Here is a 16,614-nt window from a genome sequence, read left to right as displayed (position 1 = left end):
GCCCAGGTCCAGCCGTCGTACGACCTCCACCAGCAGGGGGTCGGGCTCGGCGCGCACCGCCCGGTCCAGCGCCACCCGCTCCAGCTCGGCCACCGGGTCCGCCGCCGCGTCGATCCGTTCGGTGAGCCGCCGCGCCTCGGCCCCGCCCCAGATGTCCGCGAGCCCGATCCGCTGATCCCGGACCTCGTGCGCCGCCACCCCCAGCAGCGCGGGCCCGGTCCCCGGCGCGAACCGCACCCCGGCAATGCGGGGCCCCGGGACCGGCCCGGGGGCCTGTGCATGGGTGTCGGGCCCGGCGACGAAGAGGCCGCCGGGGGTCCAGAGCAGGTCCATACAGCCGTCGGGGAGGACGGCACGGGTCCGGGCGCCACGGTGCTGCCACAGCACCGCGCCCTCGACCCGCGACGCCCGCTCCTCGTACACACCCCCGAGGCTAACGCCCCCACGCCGCCCGCCCGGGAGCGGTCCGGCTCGCGCCCCCCGCGCCGCGCCTACTCCTCCTGACTGGGCGGGCGGTCCGGCGGGGACTTGTGGTTGTCGCGGCTGGTGTGGAGGCGGGCCCTCACATCGTCCGGAGGCAGAAAGCGCGACCAGCGTTCGGGGAACTCGGACGGCATGTCCCCCGAACCCCCGTCGTCGTCCTCATCATCATCGTCATCGTCGTCGTCGTCGTCGCGGAAGAGATGCGCCGCCCGCGCCCGCGCCAGCACCTCCGCCGCCTGGGCCGCCCGTACCCGCTCGTTCGCCGCACGGGCCGCCGCCGTGGCCACCGACGGCCAGACGCGGTCGATCGCGGCGTTCACGGCGGCGCCGACCAGGACCGCGAACGCGGAGATGCCGATCCAGAGCAGGACCGCGATGGGGGCGGCGAGCGAGCCGTAGATGGTCGGCCCCTCGACCGTACTGGTCAGATAGACCCGCAGCAGAAGACTCCCGAGCACCCACATCCCGAGGGCCACCAGCGCCCCGGGCACGTCCTCGATCCAGGGCGAGCGCACCGGTACCGAGACGTGGTAGAGCGTGGTCAGGAAGGCGATGGAGAGCAGGCTCACCAGCGGCCAGTACAGGATGGCGACCACTTCCGTGCCCCAGGGCATCAGCTCCACCACCCGGTCGGGCCCGACCACCGCCAGCGGCAGGACCACCGCGCCGATGAGCAGCGCGACGAGGTAGAGCAGAAACGCGAGCAGCCGGGTGGCGACGATGCCGCGCTGCCCGTCGAGGCCGTACATCACCGTGATCGTGTCGATGAAGACGTTCACCGCGCGCGACCCCGACCACAGGGCGATCGCGAAACCGATGGAGATGAGGTCCGGCCGGCCGCCGTGGGTGACATCCTCCAGCAGCGGCCTGGCGATCTGATTGACGCCGCGCTCGGACAGCACGGTCCCGACCGCGTTGAGGATGTTCTTCTCGATCGAGGCGACGGTGGTGGTGTCGGTCCAGTCGTCAATGTAGCCGAGGAGGCCGATCAGCCCCAGCATCAGCGGCGGCAGCGACAGCAGGGTGAAGAACGCGGCTTCGGCCGCGAGGCCGAGGATCCGGTACTCGATGCACGAATTGACCGTGTCCTTCAGCAGCAGCCATGTCATCTTCCGCTTGGATACGTTGCGGTAAAGGACTCGGGCCCGGTGGAGCCTGCCCGACGGCCGCTCGGGTGTTTCATTTGCTGCCTGCACCTCCTTACCGTATCGGCATGGCAGCCACCACTCACACCGTGACCAATCAGGCTCCGCCCCTGGTGGGGTACGACGTCTACACCGCCGACCGCGCCCTTGGGGAGGCCGTGGAACGCCATGTCCCCACCGGCCTCCTCGACGAGGTGCGAGGGGAGCTGAGCGAACTGGGCCGGACTTCCGGTTCGGCCCAGGCACAGGGCTGGGGGACCCAGGCCAATGAGCATCCGCCGAAGCTGCGGACGCACGACAGGTACGGCAACCGGATCGACGAGGTCGAGTTCCATCCGGCCTGGCACCGGCTCCTCGGCCATGCCGTCACCTCGGGGCTGACGAACGCCTGGGGCCGGCCGGCCGGGCATGTGCGGCGCGCGGCCGGGTTCCTGGTCTGGTCGCAGGTGGAGGCCGGGAACGGCTGTCCGGTGTCGATGACCCACGCCGCCGTGCCCGCGCTGCGCACCGACCCGGCGCTGGCGGCCGAGTGGGAGCCCCGGCTGACCTCGCGGATCTACTCCCCCGAGCTGCTGCCGCCCGCGTCGAAGAGCGGAAACCTCGTCGGGATGGGGATGACGGAGAAACAGGGCGGCAGCGACGTCCGGGCCAATACGACGGCCGCCAGACCGCTGGACGGCGAACGCGCGTCCGGGACCGGGGAGTACGTCCTCACCGGCCACAAGTGGTTCTGCTCGGCGCCCATGTCCGACGCCTTCCTCGTCCTCGCGCAGGCGCCGGGCGGGCTGACCTGCTTCCTGGTGCCGCGGGTGCTGGCCGACGGCAGCCGGAACGTGTTCCGTATCCAGCGGCTGAAGGACAAGCTGGGCAACAGGTCGAACGCGTCGGGCGAGGTCGAGTTCGACGGGACCTGGGCACGCCGGGTCGGCGACGAGGGGCGCGGGGTGCGCACCATCATCGAGATGGTGGCGGCGACCCGGCTCGACTGTGTGCTCGGTTCGGCCGCGCTGATGCGGCAGGCGGTGGCGCAGGCGGTCCATCACAGCGCGTACCGCGACGCGTTCGGCGGACCGCTCATCGACAAGCCGCTGATGCGCAATGTGCTGGCCGATCTGGCGCTGGAGTCGGAGGCCGCGACGACGCTGGGGCTGCGGCTCGCCGCCGCGTACGACAGCGGTACGGAGGACGAACTGGCGTTCCTGCGGCTCGCGGTGCCCGCCGCCAAGTACTGGGTGACCAAGCGGTGTACGCCGCTGGTGGGCGAGGCCCTGGAGTGCCTGGGCGGCAACGGTTACGTCGAGGAGTCGGGGATGCCCCGGCTGCTGCGCGAGGCACCGCTCAACTCGATCTGGGAGGGCTCGGGCAATGTCCAGGCGCTCGACGCACTGCGGGCGCTCCAGCGCGAACCACGGGCGCTGAACGCGTTTCTGACGGAGGTGGGGCTCGCGCGGGGCGCCGATCACCGCCTCGACGGGGCGATCAAGGACCTGCTGACCGAACTCGCCGATCTCGACGCGATCGAGGCGCGAGCGCGCCGGGTGGTGGAGCGGATGGCCCTGGTGTTGCAGGGTTCGCTGCTGGTGCGCTGGGCGCCGCCGGAGGTGGCCGACGCGTTCTGCGCCTCCCGGCTCGGCGGGGACCGGGGCGCGGCCTTCGGCACGCTGCCGGCGACCGGGGCGCTGGGGCCGATCGTGGAGCGGGCCAGGGTCATGGTCTGACGGAGCGTGCCCGAACCGTGAACCAACGGCAACGGCGGGAACCGGGCCGGGCCGTGGTCCGCGACGAACCACCCGCGCCGTGGCCCGAGGTGTACGCCCGCGCCGCCGCCCGGGACGTACGCGCCCGCGCCGTGGTGTCCGGACGACCGCCGGGCCGGGCTCTCCGCGATCCGGCCGGGCTCCGCCGGATTGGCCGAATATGACTGTACGTGGTTTGACGAAAACATGGTGTGACGAGCCGTGGTGCGACAGCCGTCCGTCATAGATGATCATGCTCGGGGTGGTGCTGCGCCGACACGGCACCACCCCTCGCCCTGCACACCTTCGTACACACGCACGCCATTCGCGAGGGTTGCAAAGGGTTGCAGCCATTGCCCCCGTATCGCCGCATACCCGCGCAGGAGGATTCCCTCGTGCAGACCAGAACGATCGACCTGGCCAGCCTCGCAGCCATGGACACGGCGGATGCCGCCCGGCTGCTGAAGGGGATACGGGAGGCCGCCCTCAGCGGCCGCAGTTCGCCGCTCGGACCACGGGCGGATATCGAGGAGTCCTGGCAGCGGCTGCTGCGCTGCGGTCTCGACCCCGACCGGCAACGCACCGCCGGATTGCTGTCGTTCGACGAGGTGGAGCGGCGCAGATCCGACTCACCGCTGAGAGAAGTGGTGCCCCTGTTGCGGGAGGGGCTGGTATCCATAGCGGAGGCCGCCCAGCACATCATGGTGATCGCGGACGCCGACGGGCGGATGCTGTGGCGCGAGGGCAAGGCGGCCGTCCTGCGCAAGGGCGACGCGCACGGCTTCGTCCTGGGCGCGGACCTCAGCGAGGAGTTGGTGGGCACCAATGGGGTGGGGACGCCGCTGATCACCCGGCGGCCGGTCCAGGTCCACGCGGCCGAGCACTTCGTCGCCACGCACCACACCTGGACCTGTTCGGGCGCCCCCGTCACCGACCCCCGCAGCGGCAGGCTGCTCGGGGTGGTCAACATCAGCGGACCGGTGTCGACCATGCATCCGGCGACCCTCGCGCTGGTCACCTCGGTCACCCGGCTCGCCGAGGCGGAGCTGCGCAACGAGCACTTCGCGGCGCTGGACCGGCTGCGTACGGTCGCCTCTCCCCTGCTGGGGCGGCTGCCCGGCCGCGCGGTCGCCGTGGACGCCAACGGCTGGCCCGCCGCCGTGATCGGGATGCCCCCGCCGGAGCGGCTGCCGCTGCCGAAGTCCATGGCGGGCGGCCGGCTCTGGCTGCCGTCGCTCGGGATGTGCCGGGTGGAGCCGCTGCCGGGCGGCTGGCTGGTCCGGGTCGATGTGCCGCCCGCGCCGGGGGCCGCCCGGGTCGTACTGGATCTGAGCAGGCCGCACCGGGCCTCCGTGACGGTCGTCGGCGAGGCGGGGAACTGGGCGCAGGAGCTGAGCCCGCGCCACGCGGAGCTGCTGCACGCGCTGGCGCTGCACCGGGAGGGGAGGAGTGCGGCGCAGCTTGCGCAGGATCTGTTCGCCGACGCGACCCGTACGGTGACGGTGCGCGCCGAGATGTCCCGGCTGCGCCGGAACCTGGCGCAGGTGCTGGCGAGCCGCCCCTACCGGTTCGCCGACGGAGTCGAGGTCGAGGTCGTCCACGCCCCGCCGCCACCCGCCGGGTCCCGGGAACCCGGCCCGCCCGGCCTGTGAGGACCCGCCCGGAGGTGTGCGGCCGGGGGGCGGCCCGGCACAGGAGGGGGGCGGCACGGGACAGGAAGCCGGGGGCGGCACGGGAGCGCGGGCCCGGCACCCGGGCCCGGGGCCGCCTGATCAGGGCCCCCGCTTGGGCGGGAGCCGCTTCGCATGGTTCCCTGGCCCGTATGAGCATCGCCGTCACGACGTGGTCCCTGGAGCAGACCTCCCCCGCCGAGCTGCGCCCCGCCGCCGCTCCCCCGGGGGATGTACGCGTGGTGCGGGCCGAGACCCCGTCCCCGGAGTTCAGCCGCTTTCTGTACACGGCGGTGGGCGGCGACATCCGGTGGAATGACCGGCTCCCGATGACCTACGCGCAGTGGGAGGAGGTGCTCGGCAGGCCGGGCACCGAGACCTGGGTGGCGTACGAGAAGGGCACCCCGGCCGGGTACGCGGAGCTGGCGGCAGGGGACGGCGGCTCGGTGGAGATCGTCTACTTCGGGCTGATCCCGGCGTTCCGGGGGCGGCGGATCGGCGGGCATCTGCTGTCGTACGCCGCCGCCCGCGCCTGGGATCTCGCCGAGCGCTGGCCGGAGCTGCCCCCGACGAAGCGGGTGTGGCTGCACACCTGCTCCAAGGACGGCCCGCACGCGATGGACAACTATCTGCGGCGCGGCTTCACGCTCTTCCACACCGAGGTGGCGGACGAGCCCGAGTCGGCGTCGCCCGGCCCCTGGCCCGGCTCCCACCCGTAGCAGGACCGGGCTCACACCCGTGGAAGGCCAGGCTCGCACTCGTCGGAGGACCCGGCTCGCACCCGTGAGGGGGCCCGGCCGGGCCTGGGCCGGGGCATTCGTCAACCCCTCTGACCAGGGAAGTGACGGACTCCACAGCATCTCACCATTCAAGACTATGCCGTCCATTATATGGATAACGGTGGACTGCCATCGGATCGCCGTGCCACGCTTCCGTCATGTCTCGCGCTGGAATTGCCTTGGTTAGTCGACGGCACGTCGACCTCGGCCGCATGTCCAGCGCCATCTGTCCCGCCTGCTGACAGTCCAGCACAGCCGAGCAGTTATCCCGCGTCCGACCTCGCCTGACCTGGTCTGACAGGGTTTTACCGCGCTTCACCGTCTGAGCCCCTGAGATCTCCCTGAGATCACTAGCGATCACCTGAGATCCGCCCCTGCGCACTGTCGCGCGCCTCCCCGCGAGTGTGCAGCTCAGAGCCGCCCTCCTGCCTGTCTCGAAGGACATATCGCCATGGCCGCCACCCCCGAAAAGCCCGCCCCCGCCGCGCCCCGCCGCCGAGCCGGACGTCACCGCGGCGAGGGTCAGTGGGCCGCGGGCCACATGACGCCCCTGAACGCCAACGAGCAGACCAAGAAGGACGACGACGGTCTCAATGTGCGGACACGCATTGAGACGATCTACGCCAAGCGCGGTTTCGACTCCATCGACGGCGCCGATCTGCGCGGCCGGATGCGCTGGTGGGGTCTCTACACCCAGCGCAAGCCCGGGATCGACGGCGGCAAGACCGCGATCCTGGAGCCGGAGGAGCTGGACGACGAGTACTTCATGCTCCGCGTCCGGATCGACGGCGGCCGGCTGACCACCACCCAGCTGCGGGTGATCGGCGAGATCTCCCAGGAGTTCGCGCGCGGCACCGCCGACATCACCGACCGGCAGAACGTCCAGTACCACTGGATCCGGATCGAGGACATGCCCGAGATCTGGCGCCGGCTGGAGGCCGTGGGGCTCTCCACGACCGAGGCGTGCGGCGACACCCCCCGGGTGATCCTCGGCTCACCCGTGGCGGGCATCGCCGAGGACGAGATCATCGACGGCTCGCCCGCCGTGGACGAGATCCAGCGCCGGATCATCGGCAACCCCGCGTTCTCGAACCTGCCGCGCAAGTTCAAGTCCGCGATCTCCGGTTCCCCGCTGCTGGACGTGGCCCACGAGATCAACGACATCTCCTTCGTCGGTGTGAACCACCCCGAACTCGGCCCCGGCTTCGACCTCTGGGTCGGCGGCGGGCTCTCCACCAACCCCAAGCTCGGCGTCCGGCTCGGCGCCTGGGTCCCGCTGGACGATGTGCCCGATGTGTACGAGGGCGTCATCTCGATCTTCCGGGACTACGGCTACCGGCGCCTGCGCACCCGGGCGCGGCTGAAGTTCCTGGTCGCCGACTGGGGCCCGGAGAAGTTCCGCCAGGTCCTCCAGGACGAGTATCTGCTGCGGACGCTGGCCGACGGGCCCGCGCCCGACGTTCCCGTACAGCAGTGGCGCGACCATGTGGGGGTGCACCGGCAGCGGGACGGACGGTTCTACGTCGGGTTCGCGCCGCGCGTGGGACGGGTCGACGGCACGATCCTCACCAAGATCGCGGAGCTGGCCGAGGAGCACGGCTCGGGACGGCTGCGTACCACCGTCGAGCAGAAGATGATCGTGCTCGACGTCGAGGAGTCCAGGATCGAATCCCTGATCGCCGGGCTGGAGGCGCTCGATCTGCGGGTGAACCCGTCCCCCTTCCGGCGGGGCACGATGGCCTGCACCGGGATCGAGTTCTGCAAGCTGGCGATCGTCGAGACCAAGGCGCGCGGCGCGTCGCTCATCGATGAGCTGGAGCGCCGTATCCCGGAGTTCGACCAGCCGCTCACCATCAATATCAACGGCTGCCCCAACGCCTGCGCCCGCATCCAGGTCGCGGACATCGGTCTCAAGGGCCAGCTCGTCCTGGGCGACGACGGCAAGCAGGTCGAGGGCTACCAGGTGCACCTGGGCGGCGCGCTCGGTCTTGAGCCCGGCTTCGGCCGCAAGGTCCGCGGTCTCAAGGTCACCGCCACGGAACTGCCCGACTATGTCGAGCGGGTGCTGCGCCGTTTCCAGGAGCAGCGCGAGGACGGCGAGCGGTTCGCCACCTGGGCGGCGCGCGCCTCCGAGGAGTCCCTGTCATGAGCGAGCGCGCGGCCCCCTTCTACTGCCCCTACTGCGGCGACGAGGATCTGCGCCCCAGCGAGCAGGGACACGGCGCCTGGGAATGCGCGGCCTGCAATCGGGCCTTCCAGCTGAAGTTCCTCGGGCTGCTGGCCCGTGGACTTCAGCGCAACGACGGTGGGAGGGACGAGATATGACGCCCACTCGGACAGCTCAGACAGCCAGGTCGGCAGACCTCCGGGAACTCGCCGAGCGGGCGGGGCGCGACCTCGAAGAGGCGTCCGCCCTGGACATTCTGAAGTGGGCCGCCGACACGTTCGGCGCCCGGTTCTGCGTCACCTCCTCGATGGAGGACGCGGTGGTCGCCCATCTGGCGTCCCGGGTGCTGCCCGGGGTGGATGTGGTCTTCCTGGACACCGGCTACCACTTCCCGGAGACCATCGGGACGCGGGACGCCGTCGAGGCCGTGATGGACGTACGTCTCATCACGCTCACGCCCCGCCAGACGGTGGCCGAGCAGGACGCCGAGTACGGACCGAGGCTGCACGACCGCGACCCCGATCTGTGCTGCGCCCTGCGCAAGGTCAAGCCGCTGGAGGAGGGCCTTACCGGGTACGACGCCTGGGCGACGGGGCTGCGCCGGGACGAGTCGCCGACCCGGGCGAACACCCCGGTCGTCGGCTGGGACGAGCGTCGGCAGAAGGTCAAGGTCTCCCCGATCGCTGGCTGGACCCAGGACGATGTGGAAGCCTATGTCACCGAGCACGGCGTCCTCACCAACCCGCTGCTGATGGACGGCTACGCCTCCGTCGGCTGCGCGCCCTGCACCCGCCGGGTGCTGGAGGGCGAGGACGCCCGTGCCGGCCGCTGGGCCGGCCGGGGCAAGACCGAATGCGGACTGCACGGCTGATGACGACACCGGGAGACAACCACGTGACTGGGGCCACCGTCTGGCTCACGGGACTGCCGAGCGCGGGCAAGACCACCATCGCCAACGTGCTGGCCGACCGGCTGCGCGCGGAGGGCCACCGGACCGAGGTGCTCGACGGCGACGAGATCCGCGAGTTCCTCTCCGCGGGCCTCGGCTTCAGCCGCGAGGACCGGCACACCAATGTGCGGCGGATCGGCTTCGTCGCCGAACTGCTGGCGTCCCACGGGGTGAAGGTGCTCGTCCCGGTCATCGCCCCGTACGCCGACAGCCGGGACGCGGTCCGCAAACAGCACGCGGCCGAGGCCACCCCCTATGTCGAGGTGCATGTCGCGACCCCCGTCGAGGTGTGCTCCGTACGCGATGTGAAGGGGCTCTACGCCCGGCAGGCCGCCGGTGAGATCAGCGGGCTGACCGGGGTGGACGACCCCTATGAGGAGCCCGAGTCACCGGACCTGCGGATCGAGTCACAGAACCAGACCGTCCAGGAGTCCGCGGCGGCGCTGCACGCGCTGCTCACCGAGAAGGGTGTGCTGTGACCGCGAGCGACGCGCACGCGGCCTCCGGGCCGCACCAGACGACCGCGGCCACGGAGCCGCACCAGACCGCACGGCAGGGAGTCGACAGCCCCTACGCCCTCTCGCACCTCGACGCCCTGGAGTCGGAGGCGGTGCATATCTTCCGCGAGGTGGCGGGTGAGTTCGAGCGGCCGGTGATCCTCTTCTCCGGCGGCAAGGACTCGATCGTGATGCTGCATCTGGCGCTGAAGGCGTTCGCGCCCGCCGCGGTGCCGTTCTCGCTGCTGCACGTGGACACCGGGCACAACTTCCCCGAGGTCATCGAGTACCGGGACCGCACGGTCGCCCGGCACGGGCTGCGGCTGCATATCGCGCTGGTGCAGGAGTACATCGACGCGGGGAAGCTGCGCGAGCGCCCGGACGGGACGCGCAATCCGCTCCAGACCGTGCCGCTGACGGAGGCCATCCAGGAGCACCGGTTCGACGCCGTGTTCGGCGGCGGGCGGCGCGACGAGGAGAAGGCGCGCGCGAAGGAGCGGGTGTTCTCGCTGCGGGACGAGTTCTCCCAGTGGGATCCGCGCCGGCAGCGACCCGAGCTGTGGCAGCTCTACAACGGGCGGCACGCGCCGGGTGAGCATGTGCGGGTGTTCCCGCTGTCGAACTGGACCGAGCTGGATGTCTGGCAGTACATCGAGCGGGAGAAGATCGAGCTGCCGGAGATCTACTTCGCCCATGAGCGCGAGGTGTTCCAGCGGTCGGGGATGTGGCTGACGGCGGGCGACTGGGGCGGCCCCAAGGAGTCCGAGACCACTCAGCGGCGGCTGATCCGCTACCGCACGGTGGGCGACATGTCGTGCACGGGGGCGGTGGACTCGGACGCGGTGACGCTGGAAGCGGTGATCGCGGAGATCGCCGCGTCCCGGCTCACCGAGCGGGGCGCGACGCGGGCGGACGACAAGCTGTCCGAAGCCGCGATGGAGGACCGTAAGCGTGAGGGGTACTTCTAGCCATGACCGTGATCACCGATCAGCTGTCGGCGACGACGCTGCTGCGTTTCGCCACCGCCGGTTCCGTCGACGACGGCAAGTCCACCCTGGTGGGGCGGTTGCTGCATGACTCCAAGTCGATCCTGACCGATCAGCTGGAGGCCGTGGCTTCGGCCTCCCTCTCCCGTGGGCAGGAGGTGCCTGACCTGGCGCTGCTGACCGACGGGTTGCGGGCCGAGCGGGAGCAGGGCATCACCATCGATGTCGCGTACCGCTACTTCGCCACCGCGCGCCGGCGGTTCATCCTCGCGGACACGCCCGGGCATGTGCAGTACACCCGGAACATGGTGACGGGCGCGTCCACGGCCGAACTGGCCGTCGTCCTGGTCGACGCCCGCAACGGCGTGGTGGAGCAGACCCGCAGGCACGCCGCGGTGGCGGCGCTGCTGCGGGTGCCGCATGTGGTGCTCGCGGTGAACAAGATGGACCTGGTGGAGTACGCGGAGCCGGTGTTCGCGGCGATCGCGGAGGAGTTCACGGCGTACGCGGCGTCGCTGGGCGTTCCGGAGATCACCGCCATCCCGATCTCCGCGCTCGCCGGGGACAATGTGGTCGAGCCGTCCGCGAACATGGACTGGTACGGCGGGCCCACGGTGCTGGAGCATCTGGAGACGGTGCCGGTCTCGCACGATCTGACGAGCTGCCACGCCCGGCTGCCGGTGCAGTACGTGATCCGCCCGCAGACCTCCGAGCACCCCGACTACCGGGGTTACGCGGGCCAGATCGCGGCGGGTACGTTCCGGGTCGGCCAGCAGGTCACCGTACTGCCGTCGGGCCGTACGACGGAGATCGCCGGGATCGATCTGCTCGGCCAGGCCGTCGACATCGCCTGGACCCCGCAGTCGGTGACCGTGCTGCTGGCGGACGACATCGACATCTCCCGCGGTGATCTGATCGTGCCGAGCAGCGACACTCCCCCGTCCAGCCAGGACATCGAGGCCACGGTCTGCCATGTCGCCGACACCCCGCTGGCGGTGGGGCAGCGGGTGCTGCTGAAGCACACCACCCGTACGGTCAAGGCGATCGTGAAGGAGATCCCGTCCCGGCTCACCCTCGCCGATCTCTCCCAGCATCCGCAGCCGGGGCAGCTCGTCGCCAACGACATCGGCCTGGTGCGGGTGCGCACCGCCGAACCGCTGGCCCTCGACTCCTATGCCGACTCCCGCCGGACCGGCTCCTTCCTGCTGATCGACCCCTCCGACGGCACCACCCTCGCTGCCGGCATGGCCGGTGAGTCGTTCGCCAGCGCGACCCGGGCCCCGGCGCCCGGCGGCCCGGCCACCGATGACACGGGATGGGACTTCTGATGAGCGATGTGTTCGCGACGTTCGCGAAAGAGGGCGGCCGGGTGGGCAGCGGCACCCTCGGCGCGGGCACCGGAGGTGTCACGCGATGTGCGTAAGGGCCCCGCACGACCGGACACCGCGCATCCGGACACCGCACCACCGGACACCGCTCCCGCTCCACCGCCGAAAACGCATACCTGCCACGCTCCTGGCCGCGCACCGTCCGTGCGACCGCCGGGGCATCCGAGAGGACCCCCTCCCGTGCCTGCCACCCGTATCACCCCGCGCCGCGGCATCGCCGCTGCCGCCGCACTGCCGCTGCTGATCGGCGCGCTCGCCTCCTGCGGCTACGGCTCCGAGGCGAAGAAGGACGACGAGGCTGTCCCGGCCGCCAAGGGTGAGAAGCTCTCCGCCGACACCGTGAAGCTCGGCTACTTCCCCAATCTGACGCATGCCACCGCCCTGGTCGGGGAGCAGGAGGGCATCCTCCAGAAGGAGCTGGGCGGCACCCGGATCCGGTCGACCACCTTCAACGCCGGTCCCTCCGCGATCGAGGCGCTGAACGCGGGCTCGATCGACATCGGCTTCATCGGCCCCTCCCCCGCCATCAACGGCTTCGTGAAGTCCAAGGGGAAGAATCTGCGGATCGTCGCCGGTTCCGCGTCCGGCGGAGTGAAGCTGGTGGTCAACCCGAAGAAGATCAAGACGCTGGACGATCTCAAGGGCAGGAAGATCGCCACCCCGCAGCTCGGCAACACCCAGGATGTCGCGTTCCTCAACTGGATAGCCGAGAAGGGCTGGAAGACGGACGCCCAGAGCGGCAAGGGCGATGTCTCCGTCGTCCGCTCCGACAACAAGATCACTCCGGACGCCTACAAGTCCGGCTCGATCGACGGCGCGTGGGTTCCCGAGCCGACCGCGTCCAAGCTCGTCAGCCAGGGCGCCAAGGTGCTGCTGGACGAGTCGACCCTGTGGCCGGACAAGAAGTTCGTGATCACCCACATCATCGTGTCGCAGAAGTTCCTCAACGAGCACCCGGACGTGGTGGACGCCATGGTGCGCGGGTCCTCGAAGACCAACGCGTGGATCAACGCCAACCCGGACAAGGCGAAGGCGTCCGCGAACGCCAAGCTGAAGGCGCTCACCGGCAAGGCCCTGCCCCCGGAGATCATCGACCCGGCGTGGCCGTCGATCCGGTTCACCGATGACCCGCTGGCCTCGACCCTGGTGGCGCAGGCCGACCACGCGGTGCAGGCCGGACTGCTCGACAAGCCCGATCTGACCGGAATCTACGACCTCACGGCGCTCAACAAGGTCCTCAGGGCCGAGGGCAGGCCCCCGGTCGCCGACGCCGGTCTGGGCGCAGAGTAAACCCCCGTACCGAACGAGACCCCAGGAGGTGACGACCATGGCCGGCACACTGACGAAGGACCAGGCCGAGGCCCGTACGACGGCCGGGCACGCAGCCCGTATCGAGCACGTCTCGAAGTCCTTCACGGGACCCGCGGGACGGCAGCTCGTCCTGGACGACATCACCATCGATGTCGCCCCGGGCGAGTTCGTCACCCTGCTGGGGGCCTCGGGCTGCGGAAAGTCCACCCTGCTCAATCTGGTCGCGGGGCTCGACGCGCCCTCCGCCGGGTCCATCGAGACCCCCGGCGGGCGGCCCGCCCTGATGTTCCAGGAACACGCCCTGTTCCCCTGGCTGACCGCGGGCAAGAACATCGAACTCGCGCTGCGGCTGCGCGGGGTCGCCAAGCCGGAGCGCAAGCCCGAGGCCGAGCGGCTGCTCGACCTCGTACGGCTCGGCGACGCCTACGGCAAGCGGGTGCACGAGCTGTCCGGCGGGATGCGGCAGCGGGTCGCGCTGGCCAGGGCGCTCGCCCAGGACAGCCAGCTGCTGCTGATGGACGAGCCGTTCGCGGCCCTCGACGCCATCACCCGCGATGTGCTGCACGACGAGCTGACCCGTATCTGGCGCGAGACGCGGCTCTCCGTCCTGTTCGTCACCCACAACGTCCGCGAGGCCGTACGGCTGGCCGAACGCGTCATCCTGCTGTCGTCCCGGCCCGGCCGGATCGCCCATGAGTGGACCGTCGGCATTCCGCAGCCCCGCCGTATCGAGGACGCCGCCGTGGCGGAACTGTCCATCGAGATCACCGAAGAACTCCGTGGGGAGATCCGCCGTCATGGCCAGCACTGACACCCCGGCCAAGTCCGGCTCGGGAGGCTCGGGCGGCTCGGGCGGCGATCTCGCCGGTCTTGAGGCCGGTCTCGACGCACTGGACGCGGTGCAGTCCCATCGCACCCCGCTGCGGGAGACCCTGCTCAAGAAGGTGCTGCCGCCGCTGGTGGCGGTCGCGCTGGTGATCGCCGTCTGGCAGATCCTGGTCTGGGCCGAGGTCACCGACGAGGGCTCACTGCCCGCACCGTCCGCGGTGTGGGACAGCGTGTCCGACCTGTGGTTGCAGGGCACGCTCCTCGACGTCGTGTGGACCAGCGTCTCGCGCGGACTGCTCGGCTTTCTGCTGGCGCTCGCCATCGGCACCCCGCTGGGTCTGCTGGTCGCCCGGGTGAAGTTCGTCCGGGCGGCGATCGGGCCGATCCTGTCCGGTCTCCAGTCGCTGCCCTCGGTGGCCTGGGTGCCGCCCGCCGTGATCTGGCTCGGCCTCAACAACCAGATGATGTACGCGGTGATCCTCCTCGGCGCGGTCCCCTCGATCGCCAACGGGCTGGTCTCCGGCGTCGACCAGGTCCCCCCGCTCTTTCTGCGGGCGGGGCGCACCATGGGCGCCACCGGCCTCAGGGGCACCTGGCACATCGTGATGCCCGCCGCGCTCCCCGGCTATGTCGCCGGACTCAAGCAGGGCTGGGCGTTCTCCTGGCGCTCCCTGATGGCCGCGGAGATCATCGCCTCGTCGCCCGATCTCGGTCTGGGGCTCGGCCAGCTGCTGGAGAACGGCCGCAACAACTCCGATATGCCCGGGGTGTTCCTGGCGATCCTGCTCATCCTGATCGTCGGAATCGCCATCGACCTGCTGATCTTCAGCCCGCTGGAGCGCGCGATCCTGCGGGGTCGCGGACTCCTCGTCAAGAGCTAGGGCCATTCGAGATGCGCAGCCCCGTCCTCCTCGTCGTCGCCCACGGCAGCCGTGACCCACGGCATGCCGCGACCGTCCACGCCCTGGTGCGCCGGGTCCGGTCGCTGCGGCCGGGGCTGCGCGTGGCGACCGGGTTCCTGGACTTCAACGCGCCGTCGGTACCGCAGGTGCTGGAGCGGCTGGCGAACGAGGGGAACGGGCAGACGGACGGGGTACGGGACGTGATCGCGCTCCCGCTGCTGCTGACCCGCGCCTTCCACGCCAAGTCCGACATCCCCGCCGTACTGGCCGAGGCATCGGCGCGGCTGCCCCGGCTGCGCGTCCACCAGGCGGAGGTCCTCGGGCCGTCGCCGCTGCTGCTCGCCGCGCTGGAGCGACGGCTGTACGAGGCCGGGGTCCGCCCGGCCGACCGAAGCTCGACCGGGCTCGTCCTGGCCTCGGCGGGCTCCACCGACCCGGAGGCGATCGCAGTGATCGCGGACATAGCGCGGGAGCTGAGGCACACCGGTTGGTGCGCCGTGCGGCCTGCGTTCGCCTCCGCTGTTACCCCCGGGGGCTTCCCCCGGACCGAGGACGCCGTGCGCACCCTGAGGGCGGACGGCTGCGCCCGGGTGGCGGTTGCCCCGTATGTCATCGCCCCCGGCCGGCTTCCCGACCGGATCGCCGATGGCGCACGCCGCGCCGATGTGCTCGCGGACGTACTGGGCCCGTCGACCGAGCTGGCCCGGCTGCTGCTGGAGCGGGCGGACGCGGTCGCGGCGACCGGAGCGGGCCGGGTGCGCGAGACCGTCGCCGCCTCGGCATGACGGCGGGCACACGCCAGGCACCGGCCGATTTCACCATGGACACGCGCGGCGGTGACACACTCGTAGCTCTACGGTGACGGCCGCGGATCCCCCGGAGCACACCATCAAGGGGTATCGACGCGAATCGGCGCGTATCGACGCGAGGAGGTGCCGCGATGGCGATGTACTACCACAAGCGGATCACGGTGATCCCCAGGGTGCTGCATCTCAACATCAGTTCGCACGGCTGGTCCTGGACGTTCGGCGGGCGCCGGGCGCACATCACCCGGGACAGTCACGGCCGCCGCAGCGCCTCGGTCCGGCTGCCCGGCGGGTTCAGCTGGCGCCGCCACTCCCGCCGCCGCTGAGCCGGGTCAGCTCCACCAGCTTGGTGACCGTGTTCCAGTTGCGGGTGGTGGCGACGACGCCCTTGGTCACACCGGGCCTGGCGAGCGCGTCGGCGAGCTTGGAGCGGCCGAGGCCGTCCGGCGCGTACAGATACAGCGCCCGGTCGCCGAGCCGGAACTCCTCCGGCGCGAAGGCCGCAGCGTCGAGTGCGGCGAACCGTGTGGGGGCGACGGGCGCGGAGAAGTAGGTGACATGGAGCTGCCTGGCCTCCAGCACAGCGGCCGGGAAGGGGCAGTCGTCGGCGATCGCCTTCAGATAGGCGTGGTCGCGTACCAGAGCGTCGACGCGGAAGCCGAAGTGCTCTTCGATGGCCCGCTCCAGGGCCGCCGCCAGGGCTTCTTCAATGCCTTGACCGGCTTGACCGGCTTGACCGGCTTGACCGGCTTCACGGGCCTCACCGGTCGATTCGCTGGTGAAGACGGCGTTGCCGCTCTGGAGATGGGTGGCGACGTCCGTGTATCCCAGCCCGGCGAGCAGCTCGCACAGCGCGGCCATGGGGACCTTCCGGTGCCCGCCCACATTGATCCCGCGCAGGAGTGCCGCGTACCTGGTCGTCATGGCACACACACTACGGTGGCCGCCGCGCCCCGTGGGGGTGGGT

At 71.0% G+C, this 16,614-nt stretch carries 18 protein-coding genes; 15 read left to right on the top strand and 3 right to left on the bottom strand.

Annotated elements, in window-relative coordinates:
* On the bottom strand, positions 1–423 hold a 423-nt coding region (locus ACWF94_RS12705), incomplete at its 3' end, for a DUF6597 domain-containing transcriptional factor (RefSeq protein WP_453487358.1).
* Between the two features lie 68 nt (positions 424–491).
* Positions 492–1,679, bottom strand: a complete 1,188-nt coding sequence (locus ACWF94_RS12700; protein ID WP_453487357.1) for a YihY/virulence factor BrkB family protein — start codon at positions 1,677–1,679, stop codon at positions 492–494.
* 17 nt (positions 1,680–1,696) lie between these two features.
* Here ACWF94_RS12700 and ACWF94_RS12695 point away from each other — a divergent pair, with 17 nt between their 5' ends.
* The 15 genes from ACWF94_RS12695 to ACWF94_RS12625 all read left to right on the top strand — a co-directional run bounded on the left by ACWF94_RS12695 (position 1,697) and on the right by ACWF94_RS12625 (position 15,973).
* Positions 1,697–3,346, top strand: a complete 1,650-nt coding sequence (locus ACWF94_RS12695; protein WP_453487356.1) for an acyl-CoA dehydrogenase family protein — start codon at positions 1,697–1,699, stop codon at positions 3,344–3,346.
* 413 nt (positions 3,347–3,759) lie between these two features.
* The gene (locus tag ACWF94_RS12690) at positions 3,760–5,016 is read left to right on the top strand and encodes a GAF domain-containing protein (protein ID WP_453487355.1); all 1,257 of its coding nucleotides are present in this window, start codon (positions 3,760–3,762) and stop codon (positions 5,014–5,016) included.
* A gap of 170 nt (positions 5,017–5,186) precedes the next feature.
* A complete protein-coding gene (locus ACWF94_RS12685; protein ID WP_453487354.1) occupies positions 5,187–5,753 on the top strand; it encodes a GNAT family N-acetyltransferase in 567 nt (188 codons plus the stop codon).
* A 218-nt stretch (positions 5,754–5,971) separates the two neighbouring features.
* On the top strand, positions 5,972–6,055 hold the full coding sequence (locus ACWF94_RS12680; RefSeq protein ID WP_323180923.1) for a putative leader peptide: 84 nt from the start codon (positions 5,972–5,974) through the stop codon (positions 6,053–6,055).
* A 209-nt stretch (positions 6,056–6,264) separates the two neighbouring features.
* On the top strand, positions 6,265–7,962 hold the full coding sequence (locus ACWF94_RS12675; protein WP_453487353.1) for a nitrite/sulfite reductase: 1,698 nt from the start codon (positions 6,265–6,267) through the stop codon (positions 7,960–7,962).
* Positions 7,959–8,138, top strand: a complete 180-nt coding sequence (locus ACWF94_RS12670; protein WP_453487352.1) for a hypothetical protein — start codon at positions 7,959–7,961, stop codon at positions 8,136–8,138. Before ACWF94_RS12675 ends, ACWF94_RS12670 begins: the two co-directional genes overlap by 4 nt.
* The gene (locus ACWF94_RS12665) at positions 8,135–8,851 is read left to right on the top strand and encodes a phosphoadenylyl-sulfate reductase (protein WP_453487351.1); all 717 of its coding nucleotides are present in this window, start codon (positions 8,135–8,137) and stop codon (positions 8,849–8,851) included. The genes ACWF94_RS12670 and ACWF94_RS12665 overlap by 4 nt, the downstream gene beginning before the upstream one ends.
* Positions 8,833–9,408, top strand: a complete 576-nt coding sequence (gene cysC / locus ACWF94_RS12660; protein ID WP_453487350.1) for an adenylyl-sulfate kinase — start codon at positions 8,833–8,835, stop codon at positions 9,406–9,408. Before ACWF94_RS12665 ends, cysC begins: the two co-directional genes overlap by 19 nt.
* On the top strand, positions 9,405–10,394 hold the full coding sequence (gene cysD / locus ACWF94_RS12655; protein WP_453487349.1) for a sulfate adenylyltransferase subunit CysD: 990 nt from the start codon (positions 9,405–9,407) through the stop codon (positions 10,392–10,394). The genes cysC and cysD overlap by 4 nt, the downstream gene beginning before the upstream one ends.
* A 2-nt stretch (positions 10,395–10,396) precedes the next feature.
* Positions 10,397–11,740: a sulfate adenylyltransferase subunit 1 gene (locus ACWF94_RS12650; protein WP_453487348.1), complete on the top strand. Its 1,344-nt coding sequence runs from the start codon at positions 10,397–10,399 to the stop codon at positions 11,738–11,740.
* A 240-nt stretch (positions 11,741–11,980) separates the two neighbouring features.
* The gene (locus tag ACWF94_RS12645; protein ID WP_453487347.1) at positions 11,981–13,090 is read left to right on the top strand and encodes an ABC transporter substrate-binding protein; all 1,110 of its coding nucleotides are present in this window, start codon (positions 11,981–11,983) and stop codon (positions 13,088–13,090) included.
* Between the two features lie 37 nt (positions 13,091–13,127).
* Positions 13,128–13,922 carry an ABC transporter ATP-binding protein gene (locus tag ACWF94_RS12640; protein ID WP_453487346.1) on the top strand — a complete coding sequence of 265 codons (795 nt, stop codon included), beginning with the start codon at positions 13,128–13,130 and terminating at the stop codon, positions 13,920–13,922.
* Positions 13,909–14,820: an ABC transporter permease gene (locus ACWF94_RS12635; protein ID WP_453487345.1), complete on the top strand. Its 912-nt coding sequence runs from the start codon at positions 13,909–13,911 to the stop codon at positions 14,818–14,820. The genes ACWF94_RS12640 and ACWF94_RS12635 overlap by 14 nt, the downstream gene beginning before the upstream one ends.
* 11 nt (positions 14,821–14,831) lie before the next feature.
* Entirely contained in the window at positions 14,832–15,626 is a 795-nt protein-coding gene (locus tag ACWF94_RS12630) for a sirohydrochlorin chelatase (protein ID WP_453487344.1), read from the top strand.
* A gap of 155 nt (positions 15,627–15,781) precedes the next feature.
* Positions 15,782–15,973, top strand: a complete 192-nt coding sequence (locus ACWF94_RS12625) for a DUF4236 domain-containing protein (RefSeq protein WP_453487343.1) — start codon at positions 15,782–15,784, stop codon at positions 15,971–15,973.
* Here the strand turns inward: ACWF94_RS12625 and ACWF94_RS12620 are convergent.
* Positions 15,942–16,571, bottom strand: a complete 630-nt coding sequence (locus tag ACWF94_RS12620; RefSeq protein WP_453487342.1) for a DUF1697 domain-containing protein — start codon at positions 16,569–16,571, stop codon at positions 15,942–15,944. The two genes, ACWF94_RS12625 and ACWF94_RS12620, sit on opposite strands and share 32 nt — an antisense overlap.
* Positions 16,572–16,614: the final 43 nt, after the last annotated feature.

The organism is Streptomyces sp. NPDC055078, from assembly GCF_053607985.1.
This window is presented reverse-complemented; position numbering and strand designations above follow the sequence as displayed.